Below are 14,615 nucleotides of genomic sequence, written 5' to 3' on the forward strand. Positions count from 1 at the left end.
GGGTGCTCGCTCGCCGGGGACAGGTAGCTATCGGTTGGCACCCAGCGGCCGCAGACGCTGGATCAGCACGGGCACGTGGGACCGTCGATGCCACGTGGGACCCACGAACACGACACAGGCGGGGCTCTTAATCCGCGGGTTCGGGGTTCGAGTCCCTGGCGGCGCATCAACGATCAAGGCCCCGACCTGGTGGTTCACACCGGGTCGGGGCCTTTCGCGTACGGCCGTGTTGCCGCGAATTTTCATGTCCGGCGTCGGCTGTCCCGGCTCAGGGCGTAGCGGGCAACCCGGCGCGGCACAGCTCAAGAGCGTCTCGAGCGCCGCGCAGGGCTGCGATCACATTGGGCGAGGGTCGCACGTGCACGTCAGGAAGATCGAGGCCGGTCGAGCCGTCGGTGATCGGGTAGGCCAGTTGCTCACGCCCGAGCCGGAACTGGGCGTCGATGCCGGTGCGGTTGCCGCGCGGGTCCTGGCGATGCCAGCGGCCCGCAAGGTATACGGCGACGAGGCCGTGCAGGAAGGGCTCTCTCCCGTCGGTCAGCTGTTGGTAGCACAACCCGGCCGGAACGCCGGCGGCCCGGGCCACGGCCACCAGCAGGTGCGACTTGGCATAGCAGAGGCCGACGCCAGCGCTGAGCACCTCGCTGGCGGTGACGGTGATCCGCGGATCCTGGGCGTCCACGGAATGCCGGATCCGGTCACGAACCCATTCGAAGGCGGCCCGCGTGAAGTCGACGTCGTCCGGATGCGCCGCGCGGAGTTCACCAGCTAACGCCCGCACTGCCGGATGGTCCACCTCGACGACCGTGTCACCGCCCAGGTAATCCATCGGTTCGCCCGCGACCAGTTGCACAGCTGTCCTCTCCCCGCTGCCTGTCGGATCGAGGCTGCTCCATCGCGCCATGACCCGTCGCGTACGGTAACGGTGCCATCTCACCGCAGCCACGCTTCGCCTGTCACCCTCATTCCCGGCCACAGCTGCGGCAACGCGCCGGCAGGGTCTAGGTTTTCTCGCGGCTGGCATCGACGACGGCGAGGGGTATGCGTGAGCGACGAGAAGCTCGATGAAGCAGGCGTCCGGGGCGGGTTCGACCTGCTCGTCACGCCCGACGTCCGGTTCACGCGGTTGCTGCGACGGGATCTGCGGCGGATGAGCTGGTTGTTCGTCATCTCGGGTCTGTTGTTGTCGATCACGAGCCTCGGTACGTTCACGGCCGACGGCGGGTGGCTCCTTGCCGGGCTGTTCGGCGTCCCGTTCGGGGCGGTCTGGTGCATCGCGGGGCTGATCAACGGCTCGGCGTACCTGCGACGTCACGCCGAGTTGAGCGCGCCGGTGCGGTACGTGTTCACCGCGGAGGCCATCGAGTGGCACACCGCTCATGCGGCGTTGCGGTTGCCGTGGACGGCGATCAGGCACGCCGTCCGGATGCGGGAGGCGTACCGCCTGGACTGCGCGGACCAGCAGCCGCGGTACCTGTGCCGGACGACGCTGGCCCCGGCCGAGGATGCGCAGGTGGCCGCGTACCTCGATGAACGGTTGGCGGCGCGCCTGGCCGCCGAGGCGTCCGTGCGGCCGATGCCACCTGTCGGGGATGGGGCGTAGGCGGGCCGGCCCGGCGACGACAGTCGCCGGGCCGGAGAGCCTCAGTAGTCGATGTTGATGGCGGCGATCTGGCGGGAGCCGTTGTAGACGATGGCGGGGCCGGCGAAGCGGGAGCTGGCGTAGGTCAGTGCCGTCTTGTGGCCGGGACTGTTGAACCAGGCCTCGATCATCTGCTCGGGCGGGGAGTTTCCCGAGGACGCCCACAGGACCTCGTGCCCGCAGTGCTCGAAGGTGCCCGCGTCCAGGTTCTGCTTCACGCAGTCCTCCGCGAGGTTCTGCTCGTTGGTGCGCATCTTGACCTCGGTCAGTCCGAGCGCGCGGCGTCGTTCGTTGAGCAGCACCAGCAGGCGTTGTTCGGCGGCGGACACGCCGGCCGGCAGGGCGGCGGCTGACTTCTTGGCCGGCCTGCTCGGCGTCGGTGACGGGGTACGCGTCGGCGTCGCCGATTTGCTGGGGGTGGGGCTCGGGCGTGCGGTGCTCGGGGAGGGTTCGGGTGCCGTGGGGGAGGGCGACTCGACAGCGGGTTCGCTCGGCTCGGCGGCGGGGTCGGTGACCTGCGCCGAGGGTGCGAGGGCTGTGGCGCTCGCCGGTTGTTTCGTCGGCCGGTCGGCGTAGGTGGTGAGGATGAGGCCGCCCCCTCCGACCATGGCGACGGCCGCGACGGCGCCGACCAGGGTCTTGGGGAGCGACAGTGCCGTGAGGCGGGCCTTGGCCACCAGCCCGGCCTTCGCGTACGCGCCCGCCGAGGCGACGCCCTGCGAGGTGGCGACGAGCTGGGCCTGGTGGGAGACGTCCGACGCGAGGCGGGCCGGGACCGGCGTGAGCGCGAGGCCGGCGAGCAGCCGCTCGGCGGGAACCAGGTCCGAGGCCGTGTTCGGGCAGTACGTGCAGTCGCGGATGTGCCGTGCGAACCGTTTGCGCCACACCGGCGCCGGTTGGCCGTCCCAGTCCGAGGCCGTGTCGATGAGGCCGGCGCAGCCGGGCCGGGCGATGAGGGCCCGTACGACCAGTCGCGCGGTGTCCAACTGTGCCTTCATCCGGGCCACCCGGACGGTGACGTGGTGGGGGTCGATCCGCAGGGCGTCGACCAGGTCGGCGCGGGACAGGTGACCCGCCTCGACCAGCCACCACAGGGAGAGCAGGTGCCTGTGGTCGTCGTCCAGCCATCGCGTGGCCAGAACGACTTCCCGGCGCTGGTCGGACAGGCGTAGCTGGGTCAGGGTCAGGTCCTCGAAGTCGGAACCCGGGGCCACCATGTTGTCGATGTCCTCCGGCGGCGTCGGTGTGGTCTGCCGGTGCTGCCGGTAGGCACGGATCTCGTTCATGGTGACGGCCACCAGCCAGGACCGGAACAGCCGCGGATCGCGTACGCTCGCCAGCCCGCGTACGACGCTCAGCATCGTGTTCTGCACCACGTCGTCGACGTCCGCGGAACGGCTCATCGCCCGGCCCACGATGTTGTACACCAGTGGCAGGTAGTGGGAGACCAGCTCATCCATCGCGGCGTGGTCGCCGCGGCGGGCCGCGTCCACTACCGCCGACAGGTCGGTCCTGTTCGGGTACGCGTGATAGGTCACGCTCACAACCTCGCCTTCACGGGACATTCTCGTACACCGTGGAGATGGGTTGAGACCCGCCCAGGTCACACAAACTGAGCTGTCACCTGTCGCTGTTGAGGCGGACGATGGAGCCGTTGAGCACGGTGGCGAAGAGGGTCCACGCGACGTACGGGGCCAGCGCGGCACCTGCGACGGTGTCGGCGTGGGCGGCGCGGCGCATGAGCGCGACGTTGGAGGCGTTGAGCGCGGCGATCTCGGCCAGCGCGACGGTGGGCCTGCGGGCCTTGAAGAACAACGCGCTCCACCCGAAGTTGAGCGCCAGGTTGAGCGCGTAGGCGCGGGTGAACGCGGCGCGCTCGGCTCCGCTGGTGCGGTCCAGGGCGCGGGCGCCCGCCACCGCGATCAGCGCGTACAGCGGCGTCCAGACCAGCGGGAACGCCACGGGCGGTGGCTGCCAGGTCGGCTTGCGCAGTCGCCGGTACCAGCCGTTGGAGGTGTCGTTCACCGCCGTACCGGCGGCGGCCGTGACGGTGACCGCCGCCGCGGTCTTGACCAGGGTGGGAAGTCGCATGCTGTGCAGCTACCCCGCCGGTGCCGGATCAACCACAGCCGGTCCACGGGACTCGGCGAGGGCACCCGGGTCCTGCGTCGTGGTGTGCCTCAAGTAATGCTCAAATTACGTTGATCCGAGCCGATGCCGTCGAAGATCCGCATACGCTCAGCCAACTCGCGCACGGCCTCCCGGACCTCCTCGCTACGCCAATCGTCACCGTGCCCCGACCAGGGTGCGCGAGCGTCAACCATCCCTCCTTTGTGGATGGTCGCGAGCACATCATCCACCTGTCGCAAGGAGAAGGAGGGGACAATGCGACGCAGACAACGGCGCATCGCGTTCGTGGCGCTGCCCGCACTGTTGGCGGGCGTCCTCGTGTCGACCGGGCCAGCGGGCGCGGATCCCGCGCAGTCGGCCGCCACGGCCGGCTCCGCACGATCCCAGCTGGAGACCCGGGACCAGGTCCGCCGCGTACACGTCAAACTGGCCGGCGCCGACATGCTGGACAAGGTCGTCGCCGCCGGCTTCGACCTCGAACACGGTCTCAAGCGGGTGCCGACCGGCATCGAGGGCGAGGCGGTGGTCACCGCCGAGCAGATCACCGAACTGACGGCGATGGGCGTCGAGGTCCTCGCCGACGACGCGGGCTTCGTCTGGAGTGACGAGGCCGACGGCGGCCTCCAGGGCAACGCCGCCGCCCGCGCGGCGCAGCCGGCCAGCCACGACGCGACGGTGCGGATCGCCCGCGCCGACTGGTTCACCACCAAGGGCCAGGGCTTCCTGTACGTCGAGGCGCGCACCACCGAGGGACAGCAGGCGGAACCGGTCGTCGAGATGCAGTTGGAGAACGACTCGGGCCGGGGCACGTCGTTCGGCTTCGCCCGGACGATGAGCCGCTTCGTGGACTCCGGGCAGTACATGTTCCACCGGAACCTGTTCAAGCTCGACGCCCGGCCGACCCAGATCCGGGTCACGAGCTCGACCGGTGGCGTCACCACCGGCAAGGTCTCCGACTGGTTGGAGGACGCCCCGCCGCCGCTGACGGCGAACCCGTCCTACAAGTCGGACTTCGTGGACGGGTACAAGCACCCGCAGCAGCTCTACAGCCGGGCGAAGGAGATCGCCCGCCAGTACCCGGACATCGCCGAGATCGTCTACCTCCCGAACCAGACCAACGGCTACCAGCGCAAGGCGCAGGCCACGATCGGCGGTACGGGGCAGTCGGCGGTGGTGGTCAGCTCGGCGGCGTGGGGCCACGAGGGCGGCAACGACGTCACAGTCGAGTTCGTGGACCGGCCGGAGGCGGACCTGCCGCTCGCCGTTGAGGTCACCGGCACAGCGGTCCGCGTGCTGCTCGCCACTGACGCCTCCGGCGCTCCGGCGAGCACGGCCACCCAGGTGGCGGACGCGCTGCGGACCCGCTCTGCGGGCCTCATCGACCGGGCGCACCCGTACCGCACCAACACGGGCACCGGCGTCGTCGCGCCGACGGCCGGCCCGGTCGCGTTGACCGACTTCCTCGACCAGAAGCGCGTCGGCGCGCCCGAGGGTGAGGTGCCCCGGGGCCCGGTCACGATTCCCGTCCTGCGGATCGGCAAGCACCGTGACGGCAAGAAGCCCGGCGTCCTGATCCAGGCGCAGGACCACGCCCGCGAGTGGGTGCCGGCGACGACCAGCCTGGAGTCGGCCGAGCGTCTGGTGCACAACTACCGGTCCGACCGCGAGACGAAGGAGATCGTCGACAACACCGACGTCTTCTTCATCCTCTCCAACAACCCCGACGGGGCGAACTACAGCTTCTACAACTTCGCTTCGCAGCGGAAGAACCTGACGAACCACTGCCCGGACGCGACAGCCGATCCTGGGCAGCGGAACTCCTGGGGCGTCGACCTGAACCGCAACTACCGGGTCGGGTCGGGTCACGACGGGTACGCGGGCGGGTCGACCAACTGCGTCAGCGGCACCTACCAGGGCCCGGAGAAGCTGTCCGAGCCCGAGTCGAAGAACATCATCTGGCTGGTCGAGAAGTACAAGAACATCAAGTTCATGATGTCGGTGCACTCCAACGGCGGCCAGTTGTTCTGGCAGCCCGGCGCGTACATCGCGGACGGGCGCATCACCACGCCACGCCCGCCGCTGGGTGACGAGGCGTTCTACTGGCAGTCGGCGGCCCGGATCCTGTCGCAGGTCAAGGCGCACCGGGAGACCGTCGTCACGCCGGAGAACGTCGGTGGCTCGTCCGACGTCCTCTACTCCTCCGCCGGCAACGTGCGCGAGGACCTGTACCACACCTACGGGATCTACGCCTTCGGCTGGGAGGTCGGCGGCTCCGTCTACAACCCGGCCACGGGCGACTGGCAGGGCGGTTCGTTCCAGCCGGAGTGGGCGGGCAACCCCGAGCTGGTCAGCGGTCACGCCGAGACGATGGAGTACGCCAACGGGATCATGGAGATGTTCCGGGTCGCGGCGGACTGGGGACGGGACCGGAAGAACCCGACATCGCAGCTCGTTCCCGGCGCCGGGACCTACCGCGGGCCGGTGGACGTACGCTTCGAGACGAGCGAGCCGGCCACCATCTACTACACGACCGATGGCAGCCGGCCGACGCTCCAGTCGCCGCGCTACGCGGCCACCGAGTTCCGGGAGCCGGGGCAGGTGTTCCACGTGACCGAGACGACCACGTTCCGCTGGTTCTCGGTGGACAGCGCCGGCAACATCGAGAAGAACTACGACCCGACGAAGAACGACAGGCGCAACAACTACCGGACGGCGACGATCAAGATCACCAAGAGGTAGTCCGCGTACCGTGATCGTTGCCCCGCCGGTCGGTGTGACCCGCACCGGCGGGGCAACGGTCGACAGGGCGCGCGCGGCGTCGGCAGCGGGGATAGGTCCTCGTTCGGTGGGTAAGCGGCGCGCATGCCCGCGAGCGAGGATTCGGCCGCCGACCTGGATTCGGCACCCCACGGGCGTTCTCGCGTCGACCGGGTGTTCGGCAGCCTGCGGGAGGGGGCGCGGGAGGCGTGGCGCGTACGCTCCTGGCGGTTCCGGCTCTACGGTCTGCTCGCCGTGCAGGCCGCCATCGCGGCGGGGCTCGCCTGGTTCGTCGTGTACCAGTTTCTCGGCAATCCGTCCCCGGTCTTCGCACCCACCACGGCGGTCGGCATCACGGCTGCCGCGATGGGCTCCCGACTGCGGCGCACCATCGAGCTGCTGGTCGGGGTGGTGCTCGGGCTCGCCGTGGGTGACCTGCTCATGCCGCTCTTCGGCATCGGCCCGTGGCAGACCGGTGGGGTGGTCCTACTGGCGATCATCGTGGCCATCCTGCTCAAGGGGGGCGGTTCGCTGCTCACCCAGGCCGGCGGTACGGCCGTGCTCATCGCCACCCTCGAACCACCGGTCCGTGACCTGTCCATTCCCCGGTTCGTGGACGCCGCAGTCGGAGGGCTGATCGGGTTAGCGGTCAGTCTGCTGCTGGTGCCCATCAATCCGCGGCGGACACTGCACCGACTGGCCGAGCCCGTGGTCGGTCCCGCGGTGGCCGCCATGCACCACCTGGCGGCGGCGCTGCGCGTGCGGGATCTCGGACAGGCCGAGCAGGGCCTGCGCGAGCTGCGGAACCTCGGCCCGCAGATCATCGCGTTACGGGACGGGCTGCAAGCCGCCCAGGAGGTGGTACGACTCGCGCCGCTGCGCTGGCATGAACGCGACTCGTTCGCCCTCCACGCGGAGTCGATCCGACATCTGGAACGCAGCGTGCACAGTTGCCGATCTCTGGCGAGGCGGCTCACGACGGCGCTCAAGGACGACGAGCCGCTGCCGGAGGAGGTCCCGGACGCCATCGACCTGCTGGCCGACGGCGCGCAGGACCTGCGCGCAGCGATCATCGCGCGGGAGGAGCCACGGGAGCCGCGCGAGCGGATCCTGGAGGCTGTCGAACTGGTCGGACGGGCCCAGGGCGGGTCCGGCCGCGACCCCACCCGTCTGCACAGTCACCGTCTGGGCTACTCCGGGATGATCGCCGTGGGCGAGTTCCGGACCATCGCCCATGATCTGCTCATCGCCAGCGGCCTGGACCCCGAGAAGGGCGCGGCGCTGGTGCGGCGGGCGATCAGCCAGGGCCAGCACATCTGACCACTGTCGGACGGCTGCGTTACCTTCTCCGCCATGCCGATGATCACGATCGCCGATGAAGTGATCGGGGCCCCGAGCGGACCCGAGTGGAGCGTGGAGGTCTTCGAGGAGTCGCTACGCCTCGACGAGTTGATCCGGCGGCGGACATTCCTGGAGATCGCCGAGTCCGGCGCTGAGGTCGACGCGGAGGCGCGGACGCAGGCGGCACTCGACGCGTTCCGTCGCAACGGGTTCGTCGTGCTTGTCGACGACCGGCAGGTGACAGCCCTGGACGAGAGGGTCCGCCTGCACGTGGGGTCGCGGATCACCTTCCTCAAGCTCGTCCCGCTGGTGGGTGGCTGATGGACCCGCACGACGTGGAGTTGGCACTGCGTGACGTGGTCGACACCGTCAGGGGATGGTGCGAGCTGAGCGACAACACCCTCAACGAGCATGGACGGCGGGACTTCGTCAGCCGGATGACCACGGTGCTCGGCTGGGCGCCGGCCGGCACGCTGCCCGCGCTGCTCGCCGCGCTCACCGATCCGAACGGGCCCTACCAGCTCGCCGCGCCGCAGGTCGAGCTGCTGCCGGAGGCCATCCGGCAGGGTGAACTGCTCGCCGCCGCGGTGGCGGACCTGGACGGCCGCGACGCAGACCATCATCGCCGTCGTGCCGCGGCGATGACGGTGGTCGAAACCCTGCCGATGCTGGCGTACCAGGCCAAGACCCCGTGGGACCGCGCCCGCCGCGATATCTGGGCCCGGGCGGCGCAACTGCTGGCCGCACAACCGGCACCGGTCCGGCAGACGGTGTTCGACGCCCTGACCGTACCGGGGGAGGACAGCGACGGGCGGGGCACGCTGATCAGTGCCGTGCGCTCCGGCGGCGGGCTCGACGGCGCCGTCTGGCTCGACCGGCTGGGCGGTCAGGCATGGTTGGGCTTCGGTTACTGGAGCACGCAGCTCAAGCGGTTCACCTGGGAGTCCATCCAGGCGGAGGCGTCGGCCGGGCGGGTGAACCCGGCGGCCCTGGCGACCTGGCGCCGGACCCGGATCGAGCGTTCGCTGCGCGACATGAGCGACGAGGCCGACCGGATGTGGCCGATCCCCAACGTCGGCGAACCGTGGGCCGATCGCGCGGTCGCGGACGTCGAGGCGATGACGGGGGACCGCCGGGCCGCGTGGCAGGCGCTGCTGGCCCACTGTTCGGTCGAGGCGGACAAGGCGAAGCCGTCGGCGGGCTGGCGCAAGCAGGCTCGGTCGCTGCTCGACGCGGTGGGCGACGACGAGTTCACCGCCCGGCTCGACGACTGGCTCCCGCTCGTGGGGCAGGCGCGTACCTGGCCGCTGCGCATGACCAAGTGCTGTCCCGGCCACCTCGCGGACGTCCCGCCCCGGATGATCGACCGCTACAACGTCGGGCTGCTCTGGGGCCTGATCTGGCTGCGGACGATGCTGCCGTCGTCGGAGGAGACCCTGCGCAGCCTCGGCCAGATCGCGGAACGAGCCGCGCGCAAGATCCCCGGCCACGGGCCGGCCAGCCCGAAACTGGCGAACGTCGCGGTCGCGGCGCTCATCGAGTCCGATCATCCCGCCGCCCTCGCGCAACTGGCCCGGCTCGCGTCGCGGCTGACCTACAAGAGCACCCTGCGCATCGTGGAGAAGGGGCTGACCCAGCACGCCGAGGCGCTCGGTGTCAGCCGCGAGGACGTCGAGGAGATGGCCCTGCCCGGTTTTTGCCTTCCCCTCGCGGACAAGCTGGGTGACTGCTCGTACGAGCTGGAGGTGCGCGGCGTCGACGCCGTCCTGGTGTGGCGCAACGCGGACGGCAAGGTGGTCAAGGCCCCACCGGCGCAGGTGCGTAAGGAGCACGGCGACGAGCTGAAGGAGCTGAAGTCGACCGTCACGGACGTCGGGGCGACGCTGATCGCCACCCGCGACCGCCTGGAAGGGCTGCTGCGGCGGGACCGGGCGTGGACCGTCGAGCAGTGGCGGGAGCGTTTCCTGGACCACCCACTGGCCCGGACCCTGGCCCGGCGTCTCATCTGGACCGTCGACGGCGTGGCCTGCTGCTGGGGTGGAGACGCCCTGCGGACCGTGGACGACAGGGTGGTCGAGCCCGCCAGCGACGCCACGGTACGGCTGTGGCACCCGGTCGACGACCGCGCCGCGGTCCAGGCGTGGCGGGGCTTCCTGGGCCGGCACACGATCACCCAGCCGTTCAAGCAGGCGCACCGCGAGCAGTACCTGCTCACCGACGCGGAGCGCACCACCGGCACATACTCCAACCGGTTCGCCGCGCACATCGTGCGCCAGCACCGTCTCAATGCGCTGCTGTCCCGGCGCGGCTGGTCGTACGTCCAGCACCGCAACGACGGCGCCAGCTACGACCTGCCCTGGTTGGCCCTACCCGACTGGGGTCTGCGGGCCCAGCTGAACGTCGCGGGCATCGCGGATCGGAACGACGACGCGGTGTTCGACACGATGGGAACCGACCAGCTGTGGTTCGCCCGGGGTGAGCGCACGCCGGTGCCGCTGGAGGAGGTTCCGGCGGTCGTGCTGAGCGAGGTGATGCGCGACGTCGACCTGTTCGTGGCCGCGGCCGGCGTGGGCAACGACCCGAACTGGTACGACGGTGGTCCCGAGGGTCGGTACCGCGACTACTGGTCGCAGAGCAGCTTCGGCGACCTCACCCCGACCGCCCGGACCCGCCGGGAGGTGCTGGCCGAGCTGATTCCCCGGCTGGCGATCGCCGACCGGTGCACGGTCACCGACCGGTTCATCGAAGTACGGGGTGACCTGCACACATACCGCATCCACTGCGGCTCGGGCAACATCCTGATCGCCCCGGACGATCGGTACCTGTGCATCGTTCCCGCCTCGGCGAAGGCGAAGGAGCCAGAGATGTTCCTGCCCTTCGAGGGCGACAGCCGGCTCGGCGAAATCATCAGCAAGGCGTTGTTGTTGGCAGCCGACAAGAAGATCAAGGACCCGGTGATCCTGCACCAGCTCTGAGGCACCAACGGGAGCGGCCGTGCTGTCGCCACGACCCGGCGGTAGTTGTTGTGTCGCCAGTGGCCGCAAGGAACGCGCGGGGGTGGCGTGCCCACCCCCGCCGTCCGCATCGACTGAAGTTGAGGAGGCGTCGTGGTCGCTGAATCCACTGGCAGCCCGGAGACGATTCTCGTCTGCGTCCGGGGGAACTCCGGGTCGGGCAAGAGCAGTATCGCCCGGGAGCTGCGACGTCGGCACGGCCGGGGCTGCGCTCTGGTCGAGCAGGACTATCTGCGCCGCATCCTGCTGCGCGAGCGGGACAAGCCCGGCGGTGCGGCACCGGCGTTGATCGGGCAGACCGTGCGGTTCGCTCTCGACCACGGCTATCACGTGGTGCTGGAGGGCATCATGCACACCAGCCGCTACCGCAGCGTGCTGACCTCGCTGCGGGACGACCACCGCGGCCGGTCGCTGTTCTGCTACCTCGACGTGTCCCTGCCCGAGACTCTGCGCCGGCACCTCAGCCGCCCGCAGGCCACGGAGTTCACCACCGACCAGATGAGTGGCTGGTACGCCGCTTACGACGTCCTGGGCTGGCCGGACGAACTCGTCCTTCCTGAAAGCACCGGACTGGACGAGGCCGTCGAGGCCATCGCCGCTGCCGCTGGGCTACCCCAGACCGGACGCGACGACGACCTGCTTCCCAACGTCCCGTAGCACCGTCCAGCCAACTCTCGATGACTGTGAACTCGCGCTCGATCAGCCCGCCCTGTGGCGATCAGGAGCCGCCTGCCGAACGCGGCGCGTACATGATCAAGGCGACGCCGACAAGGCAGATGCCGGCGCCGATGACGTCCCACCGGTCGGGCCGGAACCTGTCGACGATCATGGCCCAGGCGAGGGATCCGGCGACGAACACGCCTCCGTAGGCGGCGAGGATGCGCCCGAAGTTGGGGTCGGGTTGGAAGGTGGCCACGAACCCGTACGCGCCGAGGGCGATGACCCCGGCGGCGATCCACCACAGGCCGCGGTGTTCGCGCCAGCCCTGCCAGATCAGCCACGCCCCACCGATCTCGAACAGGGCGGCGACGATGAACAGCAGGATCGAGCGGACGACGGTCACCGGTGGACCGTACCGAGGTGTCGCGGTCCACGATCGGGCCGGTGGGCTGGTCGGGCGTCGGCAGTCGCTCCCGCCGAGCCGCTTGCGGCGGATCGGCCAAGGTGCACCCCGGCCGCAATGGCGACCTGGCTGCTGGGCGATCCGGTCACGCCGTCATCCGGGCGGCGGCGCGCAGGGCGAGCGCGTCGAGGACGTCGACGTGCGCGGCCGGCACCTGCACGTCGAGGCGTAGCGCGCCGGCGTCGGCGGCGATGGTGAACGAGAAGAACGAGCAGCAGGAGCTTTCCCGGGCGGTCAGGTCCCGGGTGGTCGCCTCGGCTGCCGGGTCGAGGCGCCACCGCAGCGCGGTGGGGGACAGCCGTTCCTGCTGGAGCAGTGCGGTGGTGAACAGTTCGTCGAACTCGGCCAGCCGCAGTGGCTGTTGCGCGCTCGGCAAGGTGCACGACTCGGGCACCCAGGTTTGGGGATCAGTGGTCATACCCACGACGGTAGGCCCTGTTCCGTCGATCGCCGCCGCTCTGGAGGCGCTCAGACGGCTGGGCCCTGATGGTGGTCGAGTGTGGCGCGGAGCGTGTTGGCGAAGCCTTCCGCCAGGGCGAGTTGGTCGCGCAGGGCGGTGACGCGGGCGGTGGCGGCGGTGTGGAACATGGCGAGCCGGTCGAGCAGGGCGGTCCGGTCGGCGCCGGTGGCGGTGTCGAGGGCGTCGACGACGGCGAGGAGGTCGCGCATCTCGTCGAGGGTGAAGCCGAGGGGTTTCATGCGTTTGACCACGGCGAGGCGGTCGAGGTCGGGTTGGGTGTAGAGGCGGAAGCCGCCCTCGCTGCGGGCGGAGGGCACGATCAGGCCGGCCTCCTCGTAGTGACGGATGGTGCGGATGCTCAGCCCGACCCGATCGGCCGCTTCGCCGATCTGCATCAGGCGGCCGGTGGCCGGGTCGGAGCGGTGCTGCTGCTTCGACCCGGTCTCCCGGTTGGTGGTGACCATCAGTGGCCGACGCCGAGTTGGCCGGCGAGGGCGTCGTGGATGTGGGCGCTGGGCTTGTTCAGCTCGATGATCTCGACGGTCTTGCCACGGGCGGCGTACTTGGTGGTGATGGCGTCGAGGGCGGCGACCGACGAGGCGTCCCAGACGTGGGCGTGGGTCATGTCGATGACCACCGTCTCCGGGTCGTTCGCGTAGTCGAACTGGCCCACCAGGTCGTTGCTGGAGGCGAAGAACAGCTCGCCGTGCACCGAGTAGATCCGGGTGGTGCCGTCCGGGTCCAGGACGCTGGTGACCTCGACCAGGTGGGCCACCCGACGCGCGAAGATCACCATGGCGGTGAGGACGCCGACCACGACGCCGATGGCGAGGTTGTGGGTGGCCAGGGTGGTGGCGACGGTGGCGAGCATGACGATGGTCTCGCCGTACGGCATCCGCTTGAGCGTCGCTGGGGCGACGGAGTGCCAGTCGAACGTCGACACCGCCACGATGATCATCACGGCGACCAGCGCGGCCATCGGGATCACCGCGACCACGTCACCGAGCGCGACCACCAGGACCAGCAGGAAGACACCGGCCAGGAAGGTCGACAACCGGGTACGGGCACCGGACGCCTTCACGTTGATCATCGTCTGGCCGATCATCGCGCAGCCACCCATGCCGCCGAAGAAACCGGTGACGATGTTGGCGACGCCCTGGCCCCAGGACTCGCGGGTCTTGCTGGAGGGAGTGTCGGTGATGTCGTCCACCAGCTTGGCGGTCATCAGCGACTCCATCAGCCCGACCAGCGCGATCCCCAGGGCGTAGGGGGCGATCAGGGTGAGGGTGCTCATGGTCCAGGGGATCTGCGGCAGGCCGAGGGTGGGCAGGCTGTCCGGCAGGGCGCCCTCGTCGCCGACGGTCGGCACCGCCACGCTGGCGAACACGGTGACCAGGGTCAGGACCACGATGGCGACCAGCGGTGCCGGGACGGCGCGGGTGAGCCGGGGCAGCCCGACCATGATCGCCAGGGCGACGGCGACCAGCGGATAGACCAGCCACGGCACGCCGAGCAGGTGCGGGACCTGGGCGGCGAAGATGAGGATGGCCAGGGCGTTGACGAAACCGACCATGACGCTGCGTGGGATGAACCGCATCAGCTTCGCCACGCCGAGCACGGCGAGCAGGATCTGGATCGCGCCGCCGAGGATCACCGCCGCGATCAGGTAATCCAGTCCGTGTTCCTTCGCCAGTGGCGCGACGACGAGGGCGATGGCCCCGGTCGCGGCGGAGATCATCGCCGGGCGGCCGCCGCAGATCGCGATCGTGACCGCCATGGTGAACGAGGCGAACAGCCCCACCCGGGGGTCGACCCCGGCGAGGATCGAGAAGGAGATCGCCTCCGGGATCAACGCCAGGGCGACGACCAGGCCGGCGAGGACCTCCGTGCGGAACACCTTCGGCGACAGCCAGGACGGGCGGGACAGACGCGGTCGGTTGACCGCGGACAGCACAGAAGACATACAGCCATTTCCACTCGGGCGTCCCGTGGACGCGCACTGTCCGCCCGAGATGGGGCAGTTACCCCACCGACGAGCGGCAGCCTGTCGGACGGCTCCGGGGGCGGCCACGGTCACCGCAGGAGCGCGACCGTGCCTCACTTCGACAGCCAACCGCGAAGCTACCCTTCCGTCAGGGGAGAGTTCAC

General features: G+C 70.1%; 14 protein-coding genes. 6 read left to right on the forward strand and 8 right to left on the reverse strand.

Translation table 11 applies throughout. The annotated features are described in order from the left end of the window. Window positions 1–268 precede the first annotated feature (268 nt). Window positions 269–853, reverse strand: coding sequence for a transglutaminase-like domain-containing protein (locus QSK15_RS06850; RefSeq protein ID WP_285793396.1), 585 nt, complete (start codon window positions 851–853; stop codon window positions 269–271). 192 nt (window positions 854–1,045) lie between these two features. Between QSK15_RS06850 and QSK15_RS06855 the strand changes: the two genes are divergently transcribed. Further along, on the forward strand, window positions 1,046–1,603 hold the full coding sequence (locus QSK15_RS06855) for a hypothetical protein (RefSeq protein WP_285793397.1): 558 nt from the start codon (window positions 1,046–1,048) through the stop codon (window positions 1,601–1,603). A gap of 41 nt (window positions 1,604–1,644) precedes the next feature. Here the strand turns inward: QSK15_RS06855 and QSK15_RS06860 are convergent, their stop codons facing one another. The 3 genes from QSK15_RS06860 to QSK15_RS06870 form a co-directional block, all read right to left on the reverse strand. Next, a complete protein-coding gene (locus QSK15_RS06860; RefSeq protein WP_285793398.1) occupies window positions 1,645–3,180 on the reverse strand; it encodes a sigma-70 family RNA polymerase sigma factor in 1,536 nt (511 codons plus the stop codon). An 82-nt stretch (window positions 3,181–3,262) separates the two neighbouring features. After that, on the reverse strand, window positions 3,263–3,733 hold the full coding sequence (locus tag QSK15_RS06865; protein WP_285793399.1) for a TspO/MBR family protein: 471 nt from the start codon (window positions 3,731–3,733) through the stop codon (window positions 3,263–3,265). A gap of 89 nt (window positions 3,734–3,822) precedes the next feature. Further along, window positions 3,823–4,002, reverse strand: a complete 180-nt coding sequence (locus QSK15_RS06870) for a hypothetical protein (protein ID WP_285793400.1) — start codon at window positions 4,000–4,002, stop codon at window positions 3,823–3,825. Between the two features lie 25 nt (window positions 4,003–4,027). On the opposite strand from QSK15_RS06870, the gene QSK15_RS06875 reads away from it, so the two are divergent. The 5 genes from QSK15_RS06875 (at window position 4,028) to QSK15_RS06895 (ending at window position 11,541) form a co-directional block, all read left to right on the forward strand. Next, complete coding sequence (locus tag QSK15_RS06875) at window positions 4,028–6,511, forward strand: M14 family metallopeptidase (protein WP_285793401.1); 2,484 nt, start codon at window positions 4,028–4,030, stop codon at window positions 6,509–6,511. A 123-nt stretch (window positions 6,512–6,634) separates the two neighbouring features. Continuing rightward, window positions 6,635–7,849 carry an FUSC family protein gene (locus QSK15_RS06880; protein WP_285793402.1) on the forward strand — a complete coding sequence of 405 codons (1,215 nt, stop codon included), beginning with the start codon at window positions 6,635–6,637 and terminating at the stop codon, window positions 7,847–7,849. A gap of 33 nt (window positions 7,850–7,882) precedes the next feature. After that, window positions 7,883–8,191 carry a hypothetical protein gene (locus QSK15_RS06885; RefSeq protein WP_285793403.1) on the forward strand — a complete coding sequence of 103 codons (309 nt, stop codon included), beginning with the start codon at window positions 7,883–7,885 and terminating at the stop codon, window positions 8,189–8,191. Beyond that, complete coding sequence (locus QSK15_RS06890) at window positions 8,191–10,845, forward strand: DUF4132 domain-containing protein (RefSeq protein ID WP_285793404.1); 2,655 nt, start codon at window positions 8,191–8,193, stop codon at window positions 10,843–10,845. Before QSK15_RS06885 ends, QSK15_RS06890 begins: the two co-directional genes overlap by 1 nt. Before the next feature lie 132 nt (window positions 10,846–10,977). After that, window positions 10,978–11,541: a kinase gene (locus QSK15_RS06895; protein WP_285793405.1), complete on the forward strand. Its 564-nt coding sequence runs from the start codon at window positions 10,978–10,980 to the stop codon at window positions 11,539–11,541. 61 nt (window positions 11,542–11,602) lie between these two features. Here the strand turns inward: QSK15_RS06895 and QSK15_RS06900 are convergent, their stop codons facing one another. The 4 genes from QSK15_RS06900 to QSK15_RS06915 form a co-directional block, all read right to left on the reverse strand. Next, complete coding sequence (locus QSK15_RS06900; RefSeq protein WP_279517223.1) at window positions 11,603–11,947, reverse strand: YnfA family protein; 345 nt, start codon at window positions 11,945–11,947, stop codon at window positions 11,603–11,605. 145 nt (window positions 11,948–12,092) lie between these two features. Beyond that, window positions 12,093–12,425: a hypothetical protein gene (locus tag QSK15_RS06905; RefSeq protein ID WP_285793406.1), complete on the reverse strand. Its 333-nt coding sequence runs from the start codon at window positions 12,423–12,425 to the stop codon at window positions 12,093–12,095. 50 nt (window positions 12,426–12,475) lie between these two features. Continuing rightward, on the reverse strand, window positions 12,476–12,931 hold the full coding sequence (locus tag QSK15_RS06910; protein WP_502889501.1) for a MerR family transcriptional regulator: 456 nt from the start codon (window positions 12,929–12,931) through the stop codon (window positions 12,476–12,478). Further along, window positions 12,931–14,430 carry a SulP family inorganic anion transporter gene (locus QSK15_RS06915; protein WP_285793407.1) on the reverse strand — a complete coding sequence of 500 codons (1,500 nt, stop codon included), beginning with the start codon at window positions 14,428–14,430 and terminating at the stop codon, window positions 12,931–12,933. Before QSK15_RS06915 ends, QSK15_RS06910 begins: the two co-directional genes overlap by 1 nt. Window positions 14,431–14,615: the final 185 nt, after the last annotated feature.

This window comes from Micromonospora sp. NBRC 107095, from assembly GCF_030269705.1.
In the GTDB taxonomy this organism is placed as follows: domain Bacteria; phylum Actinomycetota; class Actinomycetes; order Mycobacteriales; family Micromonosporaceae; genus Micromonospora; species Micromonospora parva.

Excerpts from the sequence above, each read along its gene's own strand:
- QSK15_RS06865 (WP_285793399.1), bottom strand. The coding sequence starts at position 3,733 with ATGCGACTTCCCACCCTGGTCAAGACCGCGGCGGCGGTCACCGTCACG.
- QSK15_RS06875 (WP_285793401.1), top strand. The coding sequence starts at position 4,028 with ATGCGACGCAGACAACGGCGCATCGCGTTCGTGGCGCTGCCCGCACTG.
- QSK15_RS06880 (WP_285793402.1), top strand. The coding sequence starts at position 6,635 with ATGCCCGCGAGCGAGGATTCGGCCGCCGACCTGGATTCGGCACCCCAC.
- QSK15_RS06885 (WP_285793403.1), top strand. The coding sequence starts at position 7,883 with ATGCCGATGATCACGATCGCCGATGAAGTGATCGGGGCCCCGAGCGGA.
- QSK15_RS06890 (WP_285793404.1), top strand. The coding sequence starts at position 8,191 with ATGGACCCGCACGACGTGGAGTTGGCACTGCGTGACGTGGTCGACACC.
- QSK15_RS06905 (WP_285793406.1), bottom strand. The coding sequence starts at position 12,425 with ATGACCACTGATCCCCAAACCTGGGTGCCCGAGTCGTGCACCTTGCCG.
- QSK15_RS06910 (WP_502889501.1), bottom strand. The coding sequence starts at position 12,931 with ATGGTCACCACCAACCGGGAGACCGGGTCGAAGCAGCAGCACCGCTCC.
- QSK15_RS06915 (WP_285793407.1), bottom strand. The coding sequence starts at position 14,430 with ATGTCTTCTGTGCTGTCCGCGGTCAACCGACCGCGTCTGTCCCGCCCG.